The sequence below is a fragment of the Halobacteriovorax sp. RT-2-3 genome, assembly GCF_047085075.1.
Taxonomy (GTDB): domain Bacteria; phylum Bdellovibrionota; class Bacteriovoracia; order Bacteriovoracales; family Bacteriovoracaceae; genus Halobacteriovorax_A.
The window spans coordinates 60,717-79,043 of record NZ_JBKIYF010000002.1 but is presented as its reverse complement, the minus strand read 5'-3'; the positions used below and the strand labels follow the sequence as shown (position 1 = coordinate 79,043).

Here is an 18,327-nt window from a genome sequence, read left to right as displayed (position 1 = left end):
TTTATTCCCGGCCTTTTTATATTGTGCATAATTGATAGAATAGAGGGGGTATATAATATCTTATTGCATCTAAATCGGAAAAAATATGGACGTTAGAGATTATTCAAAGAGACTTTCACAACACCGCGAGAACTTTCAGCAGACAATTGATGAGCAGAGAAAGAATTATAAACGTGAAGTAGGTGAGTTAAAAGACACTCAAGAATATCGCTTAAATAAGCAGCGTCAAGCCTATGATAACTCACTTAATAAAGTTGAAGAAAGGCAAGATCGATTCAGAGAAACGGCCACGGAAGATACAAAAAGAAAAATTGAAGAACAACAAAAAAATTATCTAAGTAAGTTAGATGGAAATAAGCGTGAGTTCGAACGCGATCGTAAGGATATTAAGGATCAATTCGATACACGTTTTAAAAATATTCGCGAAGCCTATGAGTCAAAAACATTGGCAGAAAATTCGAATATGGATCATCGTCTCTCATCACAACAAAGAAGATTCGATTCAACTATGGGCAAGATGAATGACCACTTCAATGAGACAATTGATAAGGTTTACCGTGACGCTCGTGATACGGCACACGATCATGAGTTAGAAACAAAGCAAGATCGCCGTCAGTTGATATCAAATTATGAAAATGAAATCAGGGATCAATTAAAAGAAAGTGGTGAGAAACGCGCACGTCTTTATGAAAGATTTAATGATGATGTTGATAGCTTAAGAAAGAATCATAAGGGTCGAGAAGAGTCTCTTAAAGACTATCAAGAGCAGCGCATTTCAGATATGACTGCTCAAAAAGATAAGCAACTTGCTGAAAACCAAAAAAGTTTCAAGAGTTCTATTGAAGAGATCAATGATCGAAACTCAAGAAAAAGACAGGTGGAGCAAAGAGATTCTTCGCAAAATGCAAAGGATCTTGAGAATCGTCATGCGAAGGAATTATATCGAGCAAGACGAGAGATGAATCAGAAGTTATCTGGTGGAAGTCGTGAAGATGTCTTCAACGATAAGTTAGAGCAAACGGAAAGGGGATATGAGACACGTATTAAAAATATTCGTGATCAAATTGATACGGATCGCTTTAATGCTGATATCCAAGAAAGACGTCGCTCACAATCAACAAAAGAAGCACTTCGTTCTCAAAAACAAAAATCATCTGAGTATATTGCTGATCTTGAAAAAGATATGGCCAAGTTTAAGAGTGATACTCTAAGTGATATTAATATTGAGCTTAATAAAGATGTTGAAGAGCTACAAGGTAACTTCAAGCGCCAAGTAAAAGAAAAAGAGCTAGAAGCTTATAATGATAAAGAGCAATCAAAGAAAATTCTTGAAAGACAAAGAGCACAGTTTGGCGAGACAGTTCAAAAAATGAGTGATCGAAATACGGAAGCTGTTTCTCAGATGCAGGCAGACTTTGCGGATGAATCAAAGAAATTTATTCAAGATACTCATATGAAGCATTCTCAAGAGATGCAAGAAGCAAAAGAACACTTTATTGAAAGTAAGGATAAGCTTGCTAAGTCACTAACACAGAAGATCGAACAATTAGAAGAAACAAACGATAAGTTAATCTCTTCTTATGAATCAAAGTTAAACAGACTTAAGAAAGCAAATGCAAAAGAGATTGAAAGAATTCGATTAACTCAAAGTCTAGAGTCTAATCAACTAAAAGAAGAAACGAGAAATGCAATAGCATTGAAAGATCGTGAAAATCACAGTAACCTAGCTAACTTGAGAGGTGAGTTCGATAAGAGGCTATCTCAGGTTAAACAAAGAGCAGACATTCAAGTTAAAAGAATGGTAGAGTATTATGAAGATATGATTGCTCGAGAAAGAGATGAGTCACAGAGAAAGTATGTTTCCAAAGTTACTGAACTTGAGAATCAATACAATACTCTTTATGAGAACTCAAAACTTGAAAGATCAAATCTAATTAATCAGTATGAAAACCGTATGGAAGAAATTCGTGCGGCAAATGCTGAAGCTTTAGAAGAGAGATCGAGTGAAATTCGTGGCGGTATGTTTACGGATCAACAAGAGTCTCGTAAAGCTTAATTATTAAAAAAAGAAAAAGCTTATAAAAATTCAGGGAGAGATAATGGGAATGGGCAAAGTCCGTCGTGCTAAAATTGTTGCGACATTAGGGCCGTCATCAAATACTGTAGAAATGATTGAGAAATTAATCATTGCAGGAGTAAATGTAACAAGAGTAAATATGAGTCACGGTACTCATGAAGCTCATGCCCAGCTTATTTCAAATATTCGTCAGGCTTCAAAAAATATTGGAAGAGAAGTAGCTGTTCTTATTGACCTTCAAGGTCCAAAGATTCGTACAGATAAACTACCTAATGGATTACAACTTAAAAACGGTGAAACTTGGGTTATTGGACCATCTTCTAAACAAGCGGACTACCCTGAATATAAAGACTGCTATATCCCTACTATCTATGAAAAACTTGTTGATGATTGTCACGATGGTGCAAGAATTCTATTTGATGATGGAAAGCTAATTGCGAAAGCGATAACACGAGATCGTGATGTTTATAAAATTGAAGTTATCGTTGGGGGAGAGCTAAAGTCTAATAAAGGGATTAATCTTCCTGATTGTGAAGTATCTGCTCCTGCATTTACTGACAAAGATGAAGCAGACTTAATGTTTGCTCTAAAACATAATATTGATTATATCGCTCTATCTTTTGTACGTAAGAAAGAAGATATTATGACGGTAAAGGCCTTACTTCATAAATTAAAAGTTAGAGTGCCAATTATTTCTAAGATCGAAAAACCTCAAGCATTAGATAATATTGGAGAAATCCTAGATGTTACTGATGTTATTATGGTAGCTCGTGGAGATATGGGTGTTGAAGTTGGAAACCATTTAGTTCCTTCAATCCAAAAAGAGCTCATTCAAAAATGTAATGACCGCATGATTCCAGTTATTACTGCAACACAGATGCTTGAGAGTATGACTGATGCTCCAACTCCGACTAGAGCAGAGGCAAGTGATGTTGCAAACGCTATCTGGGATGGAACTGATGCTGTAATGCTATCTGGAGAATCTGCATCGGGGATGTATCCTGTTGAAGCCGTGCAGATGATGAATGATATTATTTTTGAAGCGGAGAAGACTCCTAAAGAGCGTCCGCTGTTAAGAAATATTGACTTGTCTTCAGTGAACTCATCTGTAATGGTTGCCGCTTCAATGATTGCAGAAAAAGTTGAAGCAAAGAGAATTCTGGCCGTAACAGAAGGTGGAAATTCTTGTCGTAAGGTTTCGATGTTTAGGCCGCAAACTCCTGTTGCTGGTGTAACTCATAACCTTCGTACAGCAAGACGTATTTGCTTATACTGGGGAGTTTACCCATATCTTGTTGATGAAGAGGTACAAGATACTGGCTCATACGTTAAGTATGTTGTTAACCAGGCAAAAGAGAGAATGGGTCTTTATAATGGTGACAAAGTTGTTGTGACGCTAGGTGATGGGAAGATCTTCTCGAAAGGATATTCTAACTCTGTTAAGGTTGAGATTATCAAAGAAGCTCCTCACGAAGATGCTAATAAAGATACTTTTGAAGTTGCAGAAGATAAAAAAAAAAGAATCCTGCTAGATCATAATATCTGCTCTACTTGTCAGAATTGTGTTTCAATTTGCCCTCATGAGATTTGGGTTGCAGATAAGAAGACAAAACTGACAAAGCTTAATAAGGATCAAATTGGACACTGTACGCTTGATTACGAATGTATTCGAGTCTGTCCAACTGGTGCAATTGAGATTATCGACAAGTCATGATCAAAAAAGACGACATTCAAAATATTTTAAGAACTCTAGATCTTGAAGTTTGGGGTGTCGTCACAGAATCTAAACCTAAATCATTAGAACGTTTCAAAGCTTGGATTAAAGATGGACTTCATGGCGCTCTTGGCTACCTCGCCGATGAACGCGCTATCAAAAGAGAAGATCTTAAAAATTATTATCCTGATATTAAGTCAACACTAGTTATCGCTTTTGATTATTCTCACATAGCTCGTAGTGCAAAGAAGTTTTATGAGAGTGGTGAGAGCAACGGGCTTAAAATAGCTAATTATGTAGTAGGCTTCAAGGGGCGCGATTATCACTATGAAGTGAGAGATAAGCTTCAAGCAATCGGAGAAGAACTGCAGAAGCTAGATCCTGAGCTAGATTTTAAGTTCTCTCTTGATACCCAACCAATTCTAGAGCGCGACTTTGCCTATCAGTCAGGGCTAGGTTGGTATGGAAAGAATTCCATGCTAATCAATCGCCACATTGGAAGCTACTTTATCATTGGCTCACTTCTTTTAAATAAGGAATTAGAAGCACCTAGTGAGAAGTTTGAAACAGATCACTGTGGCCAGTGCACGCGTTGTGGTGATGCATGCCCAACGGGTGCAATTGATATCGATAAAAGAACGATTATTGCTGATAAGTGTATTTCAACTTTCACTATTGAACATTTTAAAGAAGTCTTTCCTCCAAGTGGGATCGAAAATGCAAATGGTGAAATCTTCGGTTGTGATATTTGTCAGGATGTATGTCCATGGAATAGGCGACTGGAAAGAAAGCTTGAGGCCGACTCAACTGCCTTCAAAGAAAATGGGAAACAATTCATCGACTTCTTTTTAATGAGACCCCTAGAAGATATCTTCTGCGATCTGGAAGAAATGAGTAATCGTGAATACCGTCGTATCTTCAAAGGTACTCCACTTGAACGTACTGGAAGAGTGGGAATGCTTAAGAATCTAAGGCTTTATTTGAAGCTAAAGTAGCCCAATCCTCTTTGCATGCTTCTTGATAAAACTACCGGCCATATCTGGAAGGTGGTGGCCAAGCTTACCTGGCTTCTCCATTGTAACGATATTGCCAAGGTTCTCTAAAATCTTTGCAAAGTTTTCCATTCCTTCTTTTCCAACAACCACATCATCTTCCCCTGAGATCAGATGCACTTTGTGTCCTGTTAGAGTTAGGTGAAACTTTTGATCTTTGATCCAAGGAAACATAATTTCTGGTGCTAAGTGTTTTGAGACAAGTTCCGCTCGTGCTTTAACTGTCGCTTGGTAAAATGGCGTATCAAAAACGTGTGTGACACCTTCTGGTGTGACACCAAAGCCAACGCCACAGTGGTGTACATCAAAGCCTTCAAAATAGTTCTTTTGAACCGCAAGAATCGAAGTCAGGGCACCTAAAGAGTGACCTCCAACGAGAAGTTTATTTTGTTGAGAAGGGTAAGCTTCTTTTAATTTATTTAGTGCATGGATAAATAACATCAGCGCGTCATTTTTAAAGTCATCAAAAGATGCCACGTCATGAAATGAGCCAGTAAAATGACCTGGTTGGTCAAAGATTACTGTTGGGATTCCGTCATCACAAAGCTTTTGTGCCCATGAGAAAATACTGATCTTGTGAGATGTGTAACCATGAGTAAAAATGGCGTATCCCGTATCTTTTAGCTTCTCACTAGGAGGTCTAAAGAGTAGGGCATTAACCGTTGTTGATCCTTGAGTTAAAATAATTTTATCGATGCTTAAAAACTTTTCATTCATAGCAAACATAATAATTAAAGATATCTCAAATTAAAATTAAAAAACTTTTTAATTTTCTATTGACGAAAGAAACATAAACCATTAATTTAATGGAACCAAATCATTTATGCCCTGATAGCTCAGTTGGTAGAGCAAAGGACTGAAAATCCTTGTGTCCGTGGTTCGAATCCGCGTCGGGGCACCATAAAAAAGCTACTTCTTTGAAGTAGCTTTTTTTTTGCCTTTTTTCCACCTTATCGTACTAAAATAAGTTCATGCAAAAAGTTTTTACCGTTTTTGAGGAGCACGGCCTGGGCCTGGAAAGGGATAACAAAGTTCGTCTTGTTGATCATAATAATAAATGGCGTGATGTCTTCAAGTTTGAATCTAAACGAATTGCTGATTCATTAAATATTAATTCGTTAAAATTACACCACTGCGGAAGCACTGCAATTCCAAATATTGTCGCAAAACCAATAATCGATATCGTTGGTGAGACTTCTTGTTTAGAGGAGTTAGACAAAAAGAAAGAGTTACTTGAGAAGCTCGGTTACGAATATAAAGGTGAATATGGGATCGAAGGTAGGAGATATTCTGTTCTCTATAACTTCGAAAAGACAAAAGGCTTTTGTCATCTTCACATCTTTGAATCAGGTAGTAAGGAATTTAAAGACCATATTATTTTTAAAGATTATCTTATTTCCAATCCAAGTGCAGCATTGAGATATGAAGAGCTTAAAAAATCTTTGGATATACCAAGAAGTGAATACTCAAATGCAAAAACAGAGATTATCTCAGAGCTATTAGAAGAGGCATATAAAGAAAGGAGTTCACTTTATGAGGACAAAAGAATTATATAACCCATTGGTGGGTTTTCTTATTGGCGAGTGGGATAATATTAGCTTTGAAATTTCAAATGGAAAAGAAGTCAAAAGAGAAGTTTATCCTGAAACGATGGTTGGTAAGAGTGAGCATGTCATTACTATCACGGCGCATGGGTTTAGAGACGGAAAAGATTTAACTAAGGATATGTGCCTAGAAGTTAAAGGTGAAAAAGTTATCATGTCACAAGGACCTTTCAGAGCAGAGGGGATTGTTAAGGGGAATGTATATTATCTAGAGGGGAAGCATGAGGATATGATTTTTAAGTTTAGGCTTTATACTATGGGAGATAAGTATGTTTTTCATAGAGAAACATGGAAAAATGGAAATATTCAACAAATGGATATGTCTTATCTTGTAAGAAAGAAGTAGTATGAAATTTTATGAAGCACAAGACTATCAAGATAAAGTGAATGAAATTTTTAAAGACTTGGAGTCTGAGCTATCTCAACATCTTGTTAATGTTCGAATTATTCATATTGGAGCATCATCAATCCCTGGTGCTGTCTCTAAAGGAGACTTAGATGTTTTTGTTGGAGTGGATAAGAAAGACTTCGAATCAAGTTTAGTAACAATTAAGAACCTTGGCTACGTTGAGAAAGAGGGCACTTTAAGAACTCCTCAGCTTTGCATGCTGGTTACAGAAAAATATAATCATGATGTAGCAATACAGTTAGTGGAGAATGGAAGTGAATTTGAAGACTTTTTGAAATTTAAAAAATTATTGTCTACCAAACCTTCTCTCGTCGAAGAATATAATGAGCTCAAACGAAGTTCTTCTCATCTTAATGAAGATGAATATAGAAGCAAAAAATCGAAATGGGTTGAAAGTCTATTGAAAAGCCTCATGATGGAATAAAAAGAATCAAAGGCCCTATTTATAGAATATGCATTCCAGGTGTTCTTCCTTTACGTACGGCAAGTGAAAAGTACCTGGAACAAAAGATTAGGCCAATGTTATTTTAATCTTCTTCATTCGGCCTTCACCAATTGAGACTGTTTTAACTTCTTTATGCTTATCAAGGTGTTGATGAACAAGTCTGCGATCTGATGCGTTTAATGCTTTTAGTGTTACTGGCTCGCGAGAGTCTAGAACTTTAGCTGTCTCACGCTCAACCATCTTAATAAGACTGTCTTCCTGACTCTTTACACCCTTACACTTGAAATTTAGTCTAACTTCTCTAGGAACTTCAACACTGTTGTAAAGGTGAAGTCTTGTCAGGTGCTCAAGAGCTTGGAGTAGTTCATTATTATCTCTTGTTAACATTTTCTCATCTGCTCCAGAAAAGAAGATCTTAATATCCTTTCCATTAAATGAGAACTTTGCAAATAGCTTCAAGTTTGCCTTTTTAATAAGATTAATTAGAAATGGCATCACGATTTTTTTATACGTTGGCCTAAGGCTATAAGTGAACTTTGTAAGCCTCTTTCCAAATAAGAAGAACTTCTTGCGTCCCTGTGTCGATTCATCAAGGCTTAGTTGTGAATCATACTTTATCTTAAAGAATGCAAGAGCGGCTGCCTTCGCACTTTCTTGAGAGTCTGCTTGAATCGTAAACGTTGGTGTATTTGGTTTCTTTTCTATTTTCTTAATCGGTTTTGTTACTGGTGCATCAGTTCTTTGAACTGTCTTTTTAACTCTTTCTTGAGTTTTCTTTTGAGTTCTTTGGCGCTGAGGTTTCTTGCGCTGATCTTTTTGCTCTTGTGTTAATGGTTTGCCAGTTGTTCTATCGACAACTTTAAAAGTTTTGCGGTCAATGAATGGCTTCTTTGAAAGATTTTTCGATATATCTTCTGGGCCAACGTCTAACTTTGGAATTTTATCACCAATAAAATCTTGAATAGGGTCTAGGTATTCACAGTCATCAAATGAACAAAAGCTTATTGCTTCTCCTTCGCAGCCTGCACGACCAGTTCGACCAATTCGGTGAACATAATTTGCGGCATCTTGTGGAAGATCGTAATTGATAACAAGATTAACATCTTTTATGTCGAGACCTCTTGCTGCAACATCTGTACAAACAAGGATTGTCGTCTCTTTCGATTTAAAGTCTTTGATAAGCTTTGTTCTCTTAACTTGAGAAAGGCCACCTGAAATTGCCTTTGCTTTGAAATCCATTGCGATCAGCCATTCAGCAACTAAATGTGTTTGAAATTTAGTATTACAGAAGACTAGGGCGTATGCATCTTCATGATTTCGTATGAGGTTGACAAGAAGTCCCATCTTCTCATTTTCATTAATCATTGCTAGCTTATGATCGATGTGATCAACAACCATATTGTCTTCATTTAGCTTGATCTCAATTGGAGTTGAGTTGAACTTGTAGGCCGTATTTAGAACTGCCATATTAGTCGTGGCCGATACCATGATTAATTGTCTATCATCTGGCATTTGGCCAAGTGTGTATTCAATATCTCTTTGGAAGCCCATATCAAATAATCGATCAGCTTCATCAAATACGATTCCGTAAGTGCGATCAATGAGGACGGCTTTTTGCTTAAGTAGGTCTACTAAACGTCCTGGGGTTGCAATAATGATATGAGCACCCTTCTTTATTTGCTCTTTTTGCTTTTCGAGGCTTTCACCACCAATAACGCAAACTGTTTTAATTCCAGAGTCACTACCTAGATCTTTAAAGACCTTTGCAGTTTGTTGCGCTAGCTCTCTTGTCGGAGAAAGGACAACGTAATGAACCTCATCAACTTCCACGAGGTCATCATGAATGATATGTTCGATGATCGGGATTGCAAATGATGCAGTCTTTCCAGAGCCTGTTTCAGCAAGAGCAAGTATGTCTTTACCTTCTAAAATTGGATCTATTGTTAGTTCTTGGATGGCGCTTGCTGTTGTGAATCCACATTTTTTGATGGATTCAAGGAGGCCTGCGCTTAAATTAAAGTCTTCAAATGGTATATTATTTGTCATAGCAATCAATATACGTTAAACGACGCACTAATCTAAGTAATTTCTTTAATTTAATCATATTTACTGCGTTTAAGTGCATTTTTGCCTTTTTATAGCGAATTATATCTAACTATAATTAACTTATGAAAAAAATTCTCTTTTTAGGACTTGGACATTTAGGACAGCACTTTCTTTCCCAAAATAAAATACACGAAGTTATTGGAACAAGAAGAAAGTCAGATGAATTAGAAACTAATCTCATCGAATTCTCTTTAGGTGAGAGCTGGAAAGCTTCAAAGGACTTTGATGTTATTATCATTTCATTTCCACCTGTCGAAGAATACTCTCTTAAACTTCAAAAACTATTAGATGATTTAAGGCCTTTAAATAAAGTTATTTTTATTAGTTCGACTTCGGTTTTCGGCACAGGCCAGATAAATGAAGATAGTATGAAAGTTGGTCATACAAGAAATGCTAAAGAGCTTATTGAGTGCGAAAAATTGATATCACAGTTGGATGATTATGTAATTGTCAGGCCAGGTGGCCTTATTGATAGTAAACGCCATCCAAAATTCTTTTCTAAGAAAATGTCAAAGCTATCAAAGTCAAAAACTAATGTTAATCTAGTTCACACAAGTGATGTTGCTGCATTTTTACACTACGCAATTGGTCACAATATTAGTAATGAAGATTTTAATCTGGTTTGCGATGATCATCCTACTAAAGAGGAATTCTATCGTAGCTTTAATTCGACGATATCTTTTGATTCAGAAAATTCAGAACTTCGAATAATTGATAATTCTAAGAGTAAAAATACTGGTTTTACTTATCATTATAGTAATCTTTCTTGGTCTAAACTATAATAATTAAAATTTTTTAGATATAGTGAGGCCACAATGAATATTAGAACGCCTAGTCTGTCAGACGTAGATAAGTTATTTCAAATCGAATTAGAAAACTATGGTGAGCAAGAGGCGACTGAGAAAGAAACTTTTCAGGCCCTAGTTGAATTTCCAGAAGACTATATCGGCTATGACCTTAAGGTACTAGTAGATTCAGAGGTAATCGGATTTTATTGTACCGTGGAAGAGGACGGAAATATCGAGCTAGTTGATATTGCAGTCTCAAAAGATTTTCAAGGAAGGGGTCATGGCTCAACGTTACTTGAAGAATGTTTAAAAAATCATGCTCAAATGCCTTTGTCTTTGACTGTTAGAGAAGATAATTATTCGGCAATTGCTTTATATAAGAAATTTGGTTTTAAACAAACTGAAATCGAGAAAGATTACTACGATGATTGTAATGGCCTGCGATTTGAGAAAACAGATTTATAAATAGGAATAATATGAGTAAGAAAGTAAAAATTTTTGTAGCTGAACAATATGATCCATATTTTAATCTCGCGACAGAGAATTGGATTTTTAACGATATGGACACGGATTCTCATGTTCTCTTTCTTTGGCAAAATGATGAAACTGTTGTCATTGGAAAGCACCAAAACCCGTGGACAGAGTGTATTACAAGTAAGATGGAAGAAGACGGGGTGAAACTTGCTAGACGCCAAAGTGGTGGCGGGGCGGTTTTTCATGATCTTGGAAATACTAATTTCACTTTCATGTCATCTAAAGAGTCATACGATAAGGACGCCAATAATAAGATCATTACAAATGCTTTAAAAACGTTTGGGGTTGAAGCCTTTGCTAATGGAAGAAATGATATTGAAGTGAAAATTGCACAAGAAGAAGGATCAAGAAAAATTTCTGGTTCGGCCTTTAAGGTAAAGAGAGATCGAAGCTTTCATCATGGAACACTTCTAATTAATGCTGATCTAAGTAAACTTGCTAACTACTTAAACCCTAATAAGAAAAAACTAGAGTCAAAGGGGATCAAGTCAGCACGTGCACGTGTGTTGAACCTTTCAGAACTTAACTCTGAAATCAATCATGAGAGTCTTTCAAAGGCCATTGTTGAAGAGTTTTGTCGTTTCTACGATGCCCAAACACAGATAGAGGTTTTAAACTACGACTTCTTAAAGTCTGTTCCTAAAGTTAATGAATACTATGAGGAATTAAAGGATTGGAATTGGCTTTACGGGAAAACGCCGAAGTTTAATCATCAATTTGATGAACGCTTTGACTGGGGTGGTGTTGAAGTTCATATAAATTCAAATAAAGGAATAATGGAAGAAGTGACAATCTTTAGTGACTGCTTACACCCACCTTTAATTGAGTCTTTTGCTGAAAAACTAAAAGGCATTGCTTATGATGTTAATGCTGTTCAAGATACCTTGAATAAACTTAAAGAGGACTTTCAAGATCATCATAGTGAAGTGGATGATTTTTCCAACTGGCTTGTCACAAATATCAAATAAATTGGTATGGAGTATTAATAATTGAAAGACATATATATTTTAAAAGATAATTTAAAGACATGCTTTAGGGTAAGTGGAGCAGAATCTGGGAAACCTGTCCTTTATATAAATGGTGCAGGGATGAGTGGAAGTTTAAATTTCTATCAAGAAGACCTTTTGGATAATAATATCAAGCTTTATTCGATTGATAGGCCAGGCTTTGGTCTGTCGGACTTCAATGAAGATAAGTCTTTTTCTAGTATCACTGAATCAGTAGAATTGTTATTAAGAGAGCTTAAGTTAGATCAGATTGACGCTATCGCATTCTCTCAAGGTGCGCCTTTTTTGTACCATATGTGCTTGCATGGGATTGTTAAAAAGGCCGTCATAGTTTCTGGTCAAGATGATCTACATTATAAAAGTACTTATGAGTTACTTGATGAGAATACGAAAGGTTTTGTTAACTCTGTAAGTAGTGGCCAATTAACATGCGATGAATTTCAAAAAACTTTCAATCTGGATGGTTTTATAGAGTTCGTTATTGGAACATCTTCTGAAGTCGATAAGAAGGTCTATACGCAAGATTCATATAAGAAGATGTATGGCGAATGTCTTCAAGAAGGGATTGGAAGTTCATTTGAGTCTTATTATCAAGACCTATTTATGTGCTTATCTCCTTGGGGCTTCAATCTTGAAGAAGTTACAACAGACGTATTCCATCTATATGGGAAACATGATTATAGCCCAGTTCATTCACCAGATTTTGGAGAGACTCTTACTCAAAGAAATTCTAATTTTACAGCTGAAGTAATTGATAGTGTTGGTGGAGCCTTGATTTGGACTCATGGCAGTTATATTTTGAAAGGGTTATGCTACAATTAGGTCATGAAATATCTCATTACTTTAGCGACACTTATTCTTAGTCTAAGTTGCCAATCGAATTCTGAAGAATACTACGATCAGTACATAAAAAAGTGCAATGGTAATAGTTGCTGCGAAAGCTCTGTACGAAATGCCAAGTCATCTGAATCTATCATTCTTGAAGATGGTAAAAGTTGTCCCGATGGATATCGTGTTGAGATGCAAAAGTGTATTGGTAGCAAACGTTGGTGTGTCGTAAAAAAATGAAGAATAAAAAGGGCCAACTTAATTGGCCCTATATATTCTTAGTAAGCAAGAATTAGTGATTCAACAGGATCAATACATGACTCGAGAATAGTCATATATAGATATTCTTGTTTGTCATTATCGTATTCAGCAAGAGTTTCATTATTAAGTCCGTACATAGTACATGAGATATTTACAAATGCTCTGCCTTGTCTAACTAGTTGGAAATTTTCAAATTTAAGCGATGAGTTTAAATGACGATAATCTTTAGTCTTTCCATCTAGTGCTTTCAGAAGATCTGCATCAAATGAATCAGCTGAATCTTTCCAAGTATAGGCCTCGTATGAAATTGTACACTGATCACCGCTGCAGTTCATCCCTTGTGTATACCAATTTATATCGCCACCACAGTATGTATCCATACAAATATCACCCATGTAGTCATTGATATCTTTTGCTTCTGATTTGGATAGAAAATCAGACTGAGCTGAGACAGCTGTTGATAGTGAAATTAAAACTAGAAAAGATAGAAGACCTTTCATTTATTACTCCCTGCGAAATTTTTGTTTTTTGTTTAAATAGCGAAAGTGACATGATGTGCAAAGATACTAGATAATATTTACTTACAAGGGCCTAGAGGGTTTTGATTGTAAAGTATTGAAATTTAACAATCTAAATGTGTACGTTTTAAAATTTTATGATATATTCTGCGTCCTTATGAATCATTATGAGTATAAAGAATATTCGCAAATCTCTGATGAGGTCTTCGAAATCGTTTCCCAGACGAATTCACAGATCTTTAGTACGCCGTATTGTGTCGACAGAATGTACTCAAAAACAAAAGACTGCACTAAGTTTCTTGCACAATTTTACTTTGATGGCAGCCAGCCAATCGCCTTTAAAGTTGGCTATGATTGTGGTGATTATTTCTACAGCTGGGTAGGTGGTGTTGTGCCATTTTATCGTGGTCAAAAATTAGCGACAAAATTGATGGAGAGGCAACATGAGTGGGCCAAAGAGCAAGGCTTCACAAAGGTTCGTACTCACACTGATGCTCGCTATCCAGAAATGATTGAACTCAATGAAAAGTTTGGTTTTAGATTAGTTGATACGAGAATCAAGGAAAATCAAATAGAGCAGTTAATTCTTGAAAAAAATCTTTAATAGAATGGGTCTTTGATATAAGTTTCTAAGACTCTTTTCTTTCTAAGTTTTGTTGCATCACTATCTGGTAAATACTCTAATAGACTAAGAATATTTGTAATTCCTGTAAGCGTTTTTGTGACACCATTCATAACTCTATCTCTGCCAGTAGAGACACCATACCTTTGACGATAAAAGAAATAGCGATCTTTTAAGAGTTGCGACTGACCAAGTTCAGTGGCTGATGTTGTTAGGTTGAATTTAAAGACAGCATTAAATTTTGTTAGCTTTTGAAGTTTCAAATCTTTTTGATCTATATTCTTTAGTGATTTTCTTAGCACTTTAGCAATATAGGCCCTCAAGAATCTCGAACCAACTGAAATTTTAGTTCGCTTCTCCTCATATTGTGCGTTCTTATCCAGATAGAATGTGACTTGAAAATGTCCTTGGGCCTCAATTTCAACGAGTTCTTCTGGGTAGGTTAAGTTTTGTTCAATTTTTGAAAATATTTGATTTGCTTTTGCTATTCCAATATTCGAGTTCGTTGAAATCTTGGCATCGTCTATGTTTAGGTGTTTTGGATTAATGGAGAAGTCTGAAAGCTTTAATCCCTTTGCTCTATAGTTTTTTGAGAAATTCTTTTGTATAGAGCTCTTTTTTTGTTTTAAGGATTTTACTTTCATTTTGATTGGTTCTCTTTGTGTAATTTTTTTGATTTGATCATTCTTTGAATATGAAAAGAGCAAGAGAGTATGAAGTAAGAAAGAGATGATTAAGCTTAATTTAAATTTTTTCATTACATCTATTGTATTTTTCAAATGAAAATTCTGTGGTTAGTACCTTGTCAATTTTGTGTGAATTTTAATTATTTGGTGACCACTTATTTTTCTTGTATAATTTAAATAGTAATAAAAGAAAGGATACTTATGCATTTGGATTTTGAGCCGAGCGCGCCGGCGCTTACTGATATAGATTTTAGTAAATTTTTAGAAGTTGATATGAGAATAGGGGAGATTCTTGAGATTGAAGATTTTCCAGAAGCAAGAAAGCCTAGCTATAAACTCAAAATTGATTTTGGCCCAGGTGTAGGTGTTAAAAAATCAAGTGCTCAAATTACTGTCCACTATAAGAAGGAAGAGCTGATTGGAAAGAAGGTCTTGGCCGTTGTTAATTTTCCTCCAAGGCAAATTGGAAAGTTCATGTCGGAAGTTCTTGTTATGGGATTCTCAGATTCAAATAACGATATCGTCCTATTTAACCTGGATAAAGATGTGCCAAATGGAGCACGTCTACATTAGTCCAAGGGAGAGTTTAAATGAGTAATTTACATAAAGGTTCATGCTTATGTGGCACCATTGAATTTGAAGCGGAAGGGGCTTTTGATAATTTCTTTCTATGCCATTGTAAGTACTGTCAAAAAGATACGGGATCTGCACATGCTGCAAATCTTTTTGCAGGTAATTTGAAGTTTAACTGGCTTAGTGGGGAAGATAATATTCAATCTTACCAATTACCTGAGACGAGACACTCTAAATCTTTTTGTAAGACTTGTGGCTCGGCCGTTCCAGGAGTTTTTAGCGAAGGGAAGCTTGTGGTCATTCCGGCCGGATGCCTAGATACTCTTGTTGATATTAAACCTAGAGCACATCTTTTTATTAAAAGTAAGGCAAATTGGGATGATAACTTAGAGAGCATTTTAAAATTAGAAGGTCTACCTAGTTAGGCAGACCTTCAGTATATTTATTTTTTCAATTCAAATCGATCAAGATTCATCACTTTATTCCAGGCCGTAACAAAGTCATTTACAAATTTTTCTTTTGAATCATTTTGAGCGTATACTTCTGAAATTGCTCTAAGCTCTGAGTTAGAACCAAAGATTAAGTCAGCACGAGTTGCTGTCCAAGTTGATTTTCCAGAAGAAAGTTCGATAGCTTCAAAAATTTCATTATTACTATCTTTTGCTTTCCATTCATACTTCATATCAAGAAGATTTGTGAAGAAGTCATTAGAAAGGACACCAACTTTATTAGTGAATACACCATGCTTTGAATTGTCATGGTTTGCTCCAAGTACACGAAGCCCACCAATTAGAACTGTCATTTCTGGAGCAGTTAAAGTTAATAGTTGCGCCTTATCAAGTAGAAGCTCTTCTGTTGCTACTGTGAACTTTGTTTTTAAGTAGTTTCTAAAACCATCTGCTTCTGGTTCAAGAACTGCAAATGATTCAACATCAGTATTTTCTTGTGTTGTATCCATACGTCCTGGTGTAAATGGAACTTCCATTTTTACTCCTGCGGCAGCTGCAGCTTTTTCAACACCTGCACAACCTGCTAGAACGATAACATCTGCAAGGGAAACGGTTTTATCAAAATCTTTTTGAATTTTTTCTAGTGTTGCTAGAACTTCACTTAACTCGCTTGGCATATTTACTGCCCAATCTTTTTGAGGAGCAAGGCGAATACGTGCACCGTTGGCACCACCACGCATATCTGAACCTCTAAAGCTTGAAGCTGATGCCCAAGCCGTTCTTACCATTTGAGAGATCGTAAGAGGTGAGTTTAGAATTTGATTTTTTAATTCAGCGATATCAATCTCATTAATAAGCTCATGGTTAACAGCTGGAATTGGGTCTTGCCAAATCAGGCTTTCACTTGGTACTTCTGGCCCAAGGTAGCGAGCTTTAGGTCCCATATCTCTGTGTGTAAGCTTAAACCATGCTTTTGCAAAATTTTCTCTAAACTCTTCAGGGTTTTCCATATAGCGTCTAGCAATTTTTTCGTAAGCAGGATCAAATCGTAAAGAAAGATCAGCTGTTGTCATCATTGGTCTGTGTTTTTTTGAAGGATCATGTGCATCTACTACCATATCTTCATCAGCAACATCTTTTGCAAGCCACTGCCATGCACCTGCAGGGGACTTAACTTTTTCCCATTCGTATTTGAATAGAGTTGTCAGATAGCCATGATCCCATTTTGTCGGATTTGGCTTCCATGCACCTTCGATACCACTTGTAATCGTGTCACCACCTTTTCCTGTACCAAAGTTATTTTTCCATCCAAGTCCCATTTGCTCTATTGGAGCGGCTTCTGGTTCTCGTCCAAGGTTTGAGTCTGGAGCTGCCCCGTGACACTTTCCAAAAGTGTGCCCGCCAGCAACAAGTGCAACTGTTTCTTCATCATTCATCGCCATACGAGCAAATGTTTCACGTACATCAATTCCTGATGCAACAGGATCTGGGTTGGCGTTTGGTCCCTCTGGATTTACATAAATAAGGCCCATTTGAACTGCTGCGAGAGGCTTTTCAAGTTCACGCTCCCCTGTGTATCTCTTGTCACCAAGCCACTGTGCTTCTGTTCCCCAGTAAACATCTTCTTCTGGTTGATAGATATCCTCGCGTCCTCCAGCAAAGCCGTATGTTTTAAATCCCATTGACTCTAGAGCGCAGTTACCTGCAAGTACAAATAGATCTGCCCATGAAATTTTATTTCCGTACTTTTGTTTCACTGGCCATAGAAGTCTTCTGGCCTTATCTAGATTTCCATTGTCTGGCCAACTATTTAGTGGTGCAAATCGTTGGTTACCTGTATTGGCCCCTCCACGTCCGTCAGATGTTCTATATGTACCGGCAGCGTGCCAGGCCATGCGGATGAATAGAGGACCGTAGTGTCCGTAATCTGCAGGCCACCATGGTTGTGAGTCTGTCATTAATGCAAAGATATCTTTTTTAAGTGCACTCAGATCAAGTGAGCTAAATTCTTTTGTGTAATCAAAATCTTTTCCCATTGGATTTGCGAGTTCAGAATGTTGTCTTAAAATGTTAAGTCTTAGGCGCTCTGGCCACCAATCGTTATTATTAGTTCCCCACATAATTAATGCTCCTTTGATGAGTAAATAATTTTTTCTTAAATTATATATGAAAAATGCTTATTAATGTCTTTAATTTTTATTTATGTTTTTGAATTTGATTTTTGCCAGAACGTCTTTGAAGTTCTTATAATTAAACTTCAATTACAAAAGGTTTTTATATGCGATGCGTATTAATGCTATTAGCAATTTTCTTGATGAATTTATCCTACGCTTCGGCCAACTCTAATAAAAGGTTAGATGGACTTCTTTGTGCTGTTGAATCAGCAACATATTATAAGAGAGTTCTTGAGTCACAAAACTTAGAAGTAGATAAGTATAGACACTGTAGTGTTTCATGTATTGTTGGTATCGAATGTGGTGTTAGCTCTTCTGCTGTCATTGGTGTTGCAAAAGAGATTTATGATCTCTTTGGTGGTGGCCATGCTGAATGGGCAGATCTTTTGGCCAATATACATGGGCTTCACTTAAGTCAACGAGCTGATATTCAAAATTTTGAAGATTGCTCTGCCTCTTGTAAACGCATTTACTAAAAGG

20 protein-coding genes and 1 tRNA gene are annotated in these 18,327 nt (G+C 36.4%); 16 read left to right on the top strand and 5 right to left on the bottom strand.

From position 1 onward, the window contains the following. Positions 1-85 precede the first annotated feature (85 nt). From ACMAYX_RS06160 to queG, 3 genes are read left to right on the top strand one after another with little or no spacing between them, the layout of a single operon-like run. Positions 86-2,056 (top strand): hypothetical protein, encoded by a 1,971-nt coding sequence (locus tag ACMAYX_RS06160; RefSeq protein WP_412470108.1) that lies wholly within the window; start codon positions 86-88, stop codon positions 2,054-2,056. Positions 2,057-2,099: 43 nt separating this feature from the next. Then, positions 2,100-3,791 (top strand): pyruvate kinase, encoded by a 1,692-nt coding sequence (pyk, locus tag ACMAYX_RS06155; protein WP_412471906.1) that lies wholly within the window; start codon positions 2,100-2,102, stop codon positions 3,789-3,791. Further along, complete coding sequence (gene queG, locus ACMAYX_RS06150; protein ID WP_392992465.1) at positions 3,788-4,786, top strand: tRNA epoxyqueuosine(34) reductase QueG; 999 nt, start codon at positions 3,788-3,790, stop codon at positions 4,784-4,786. The genes pyk and queG overlap by 4 nt, the downstream gene beginning before the upstream one ends. On the opposite strand, the gene ACMAYX_RS06145 is transcribed toward queG, so the two are convergent. Beyond that, the gene (locus ACMAYX_RS06145; protein WP_412471907.1) at positions 4,778-5,560 is read right to left on the bottom strand and encodes an alpha/beta hydrolase; all 783 of its coding nucleotides are present in this window, start codon (positions 5,558-5,560) and stop codon (positions 4,778-4,780) included. The genes queG and ACMAYX_RS06145 overlap by 9 nt on opposite strands. A gap of 108 nt (positions 5,561-5,668) precedes the next feature. Between ACMAYX_RS06145 and ACMAYX_RS06140 the strand changes: the two genes are divergently transcribed. The 4 genes from ACMAYX_RS06140 to ACMAYX_RS06125 all read left to right on the top strand — a co-directional run bounded on the left by ACMAYX_RS06140 (position 5,669) and on the right by ACMAYX_RS06125 (position 7,280). Then, positions 5,669-5,744, top strand: a tRNA-Phe gene (locus ACMAYX_RS06140). A 70-nt stretch (positions 5,745-5,814) separates the two neighbouring features. Further along, entirely contained in the window at positions 5,815-6,399 is a 585-nt protein-coding gene (locus tag ACMAYX_RS06135; RefSeq protein ID WP_412471908.1) for a GrpB family protein, read from the top strand. After that, positions 6,377-6,793 (top strand): hypothetical protein, encoded by a 417-nt coding sequence (locus ACMAYX_RS06130; RefSeq protein WP_412471909.1) that lies wholly within the window; start codon positions 6,377-6,379, stop codon positions 6,791-6,793. The genes ACMAYX_RS06135 and ACMAYX_RS06130 overlap by 23 nt, the downstream gene beginning before the upstream one ends. A 1-nt stretch (position 6,794) precedes the next feature. Then, on the top strand, positions 6,795-7,280 hold the full coding sequence (locus ACMAYX_RS06125) for a GrpB family protein (RefSeq protein WP_412471910.1): 486 nt from the start codon (positions 6,795-6,797) through the stop codon (positions 7,278-7,280). A gap of 87 nt (positions 7,281-7,367) precedes the next feature. On the opposite strand, the gene ACMAYX_RS06120 is transcribed toward ACMAYX_RS06125, so the two are convergent. After that, entirely contained in the window at positions 7,368-9,347 is a 1,980-nt protein-coding gene (locus ACMAYX_RS06120; protein ID WP_412470100.1) for a DEAD/DEAH box helicase, read from the bottom strand. A 122-nt stretch (positions 9,348-9,469) separates the two neighbouring features. On the opposite strand from ACMAYX_RS06120, the gene ACMAYX_RS06115 reads away from it, so the two are divergent. From ACMAYX_RS06115 to ACMAYX_RS06095, 5 genes are read left to right on the top strand one after another with little or no spacing between them, the layout of a single operon-like run. Then, complete coding sequence (locus ACMAYX_RS06115; protein WP_412471911.1) at positions 9,470-10,189, top strand: hypothetical protein; 720 nt, start codon at positions 9,470-9,472, stop codon at positions 10,187-10,189. A gap of 33 nt (positions 10,190-10,222) precedes the next feature. Continuing rightward, entirely contained in the window at positions 10,223-10,660 is a 438-nt protein-coding gene (locus ACMAYX_RS06110; protein ID WP_412471912.1) for a GNAT family N-acetyltransferase, read from the top strand. An 11-nt stretch (positions 10,661-10,671) separates the two neighbouring features. Continuing rightward, the gene (locus tag ACMAYX_RS06105; RefSeq protein WP_412471913.1) at positions 10,672-11,697 is read left to right on the top strand and encodes a lipoate--protein ligase; all 1,026 of its coding nucleotides are present in this window, start codon (positions 10,672-10,674) and stop codon (positions 11,695-11,697) included. 21 nt (positions 11,698-11,718) lie between these two features. Beyond that, entirely contained in the window at positions 11,719-12,558 is an 840-nt protein-coding gene (locus ACMAYX_RS06100; RefSeq protein WP_412463140.1) for an alpha/beta hydrolase, read from the top strand. A 3-nt stretch (positions 12,559-12,561) separates the two neighbouring features. Next, positions 12,562-12,804, top strand: a complete 243-nt coding sequence (locus tag ACMAYX_RS06095; protein WP_412471914.1) for a hypothetical protein — start codon at positions 12,562-12,564, stop codon at positions 12,802-12,804. A gap of 38 nt (positions 12,805-12,842) precedes the next feature. Here ACMAYX_RS06095 and ACMAYX_RS06090 read toward each other — a convergent pair whose 3' ends face one another. Further along, entirely contained in the window at positions 12,843-13,325 is a 483-nt protein-coding gene (locus ACMAYX_RS06090) for a hypothetical protein (RefSeq protein ID WP_412471915.1), read from the bottom strand. Positions 13,326-13,500: 175 nt separating this feature from the next. On the opposite strand from ACMAYX_RS06090, the gene ACMAYX_RS06085 reads away from it, so the two are divergent. Beyond that, positions 13,501-13,947 (top strand): GNAT family N-acetyltransferase, encoded by a 447-nt coding sequence (locus tag ACMAYX_RS06085; RefSeq protein WP_393092226.1) that lies wholly within the window; start codon positions 13,501-13,503, stop codon positions 13,945-13,947. Here ACMAYX_RS06085 and ACMAYX_RS06080 read toward each other — a convergent pair. Then, positions 13,944-14,723, bottom strand: coding sequence for a hypothetical protein (locus tag ACMAYX_RS06080; protein ID WP_392992440.1), 780 nt, complete (start codon positions 14,721-14,723; stop codon positions 13,944-13,946). The genes ACMAYX_RS06085 and ACMAYX_RS06080 overlap by 4 nt on opposite strands. A 129-nt stretch (positions 14,724-14,852) precedes the next feature. On the opposite strand from ACMAYX_RS06080, the gene ACMAYX_RS06075 reads away from it, so the two are divergent. After that, on the top strand, positions 14,853-15,224 hold the full coding sequence (locus ACMAYX_RS06075; protein WP_103219105.1) for a tRNA-binding protein: 372 nt from the start codon (positions 14,853-14,855) through the stop codon (positions 15,222-15,224). A gap of 17 nt (positions 15,225-15,241) precedes the next feature. Continuing rightward, complete coding sequence (locus tag ACMAYX_RS06070; protein WP_103219106.1) at positions 15,242-15,649, top strand: GFA family protein; 408 nt, start codon at positions 15,242-15,244, stop codon at positions 15,647-15,649. A gap of 17 nt (positions 15,650-15,666) precedes the next feature. On the opposite strand, the gene katG is transcribed toward ACMAYX_RS06070, so the two are convergent. Further along, positions 15,667-17,793, bottom strand: coding sequence for a catalase/peroxidase HPI (gene katG / locus ACMAYX_RS06065; RefSeq protein ID WP_412470095.1), 2,127 nt, complete (start codon positions 17,791-17,793; stop codon positions 15,667-15,669). Between the two features lie 194 nt (positions 17,794-17,987). On the opposite strand from katG, the gene ACMAYX_RS06060 reads away from it, so the two are divergent. After that, positions 17,988-18,323 carry a hypothetical protein gene (locus ACMAYX_RS06060; RefSeq protein WP_146037915.1) on the top strand — a complete coding sequence of 112 codons (336 nt, stop codon included), beginning with the start codon at positions 17,988-17,990 and terminating at the stop codon, positions 18,321-18,323. The last annotated feature ends 4 nt before the right edge of the window (positions 18,324-18,327 follow it).

What these genes read in the sequence shown, in the direction of transcription:
- pyk (WP_412471906.1), top strand. Translation starts at nt 2,100, where the DNA reads ATGGGAATGGGCAAAGTCCGTCGTGCTAAAATTGTTGCGACATTAGGG.
- katG (WP_412470095.1), bottom strand. Translation starts at nt 17,793, where the DNA reads ATGTGGGGAACTAATAATAACGATTGGTGGCCAGAGCGCCTAAGACTT.
- ACMAYX_RS06085 (WP_393092226.1), top strand. Translation starts at nt 13,501, where the DNA reads ATGAATCATTATGAGTATAAAGAATATTCGCAAATCTCTGATGAGGTC.
- ACMAYX_RS06060 (WP_146037915.1), top strand. Translation starts at nt 17,988, where the DNA reads ATGAATTTATCCTACGCTTCGGCCAACTCTAATAAAAGGTTAGATGGA.
- ACMAYX_RS06095 (WP_412471914.1), top strand. Translation starts at nt 12,562, where the DNA reads ATGAAATATCTCATTACTTTAGCGACACTTATTCTTAGTCTAAGTTGC.
- ACMAYX_RS06145 (WP_412471907.1), bottom strand. Translation starts at nt 5,560, where the DNA reads ATGAATGAAAAGTTTTTAAGCATCGATAAAATTATTTTAACTCAAGGA.
- ACMAYX_RS06075 (WP_103219105.1), top strand. Translation starts at nt 14,853, where the DNA reads ATGCATTTGGATTTTGAGCCGAGCGCGCCGGCGCTTACTGATATAGAT.
- ACMAYX_RS06115 (WP_412471911.1), top strand. Translation starts at nt 9,470, where the DNA reads ATGAAAAAAATTCTCTTTTTAGGACTTGGACATTTAGGACAGCACTTT.
- ACMAYX_RS06120 (WP_412470100.1), bottom strand. Translation starts at nt 9,347, where the DNA reads ATGACAAATAATATACCATTTGAAGACTTTAATTTAAGCGCAGGCCTC.
- ACMAYX_RS06135 (WP_412471908.1), top strand. Translation starts at nt 5,815, where the DNA reads ATGCAAAAAGTTTTTACCGTTTTTGAGGAGCACGGCCTGGGCCTGGAA.
- ACMAYX_RS06105 (WP_412471913.1), top strand. Translation starts at nt 10,672, where the DNA reads ATGAGTAAGAAAGTAAAAATTTTTGTAGCTGAACAATATGATCCATAT.
- ACMAYX_RS06125 (WP_412471910.1), top strand. Translation starts at nt 6,795, where the DNA reads ATGAAATTTTATGAAGCACAAGACTATCAAGATAAAGTGAATGAAATT.
- ACMAYX_RS06130 (WP_412471909.1), top strand. Translation starts at nt 6,377, where the DNA reads ATGAGGACAAAAGAATTATATAACCCATTGGTGGGTTTTCTTATTGGC.
- ACMAYX_RS06080 (WP_392992440.1), bottom strand. Translation starts at nt 14,723, where the DNA reads ATGAAAAAATTTAAATTAAGCTTAATCATCTCTTTCTTACTTCATACT.
- ACMAYX_RS06070 (WP_103219106.1), top strand. Translation starts at nt 15,242, where the DNA reads ATGAGTAATTTACATAAAGGTTCATGCTTATGTGGCACCATTGAATTT.
- queG (WP_392992465.1), top strand. Translation starts at nt 3,788, where the DNA reads ATGATCAAAAAAGACGACATTCAAAATATTTTAAGAACTCTAGATCTT.
- ACMAYX_RS06090 (WP_412471915.1), bottom strand. Translation starts at nt 13,325, where the DNA reads ATGAAAGGTCTTCTATCTTTTCTAGTTTTAATTTCACTATCAACAGCT.
- ACMAYX_RS06160 (WP_412470108.1), top strand. Translation starts at nt 86, where the DNA reads ATGGACGTTAGAGATTATTCAAAGAGACTTTCACAACACCGCGAGAAC.
- ACMAYX_RS06110 (WP_412471912.1), top strand. Translation starts at nt 10,223, where the DNA reads ATGAATATTAGAACGCCTAGTCTGTCAGACGTAGATAAGTTATTTCAA.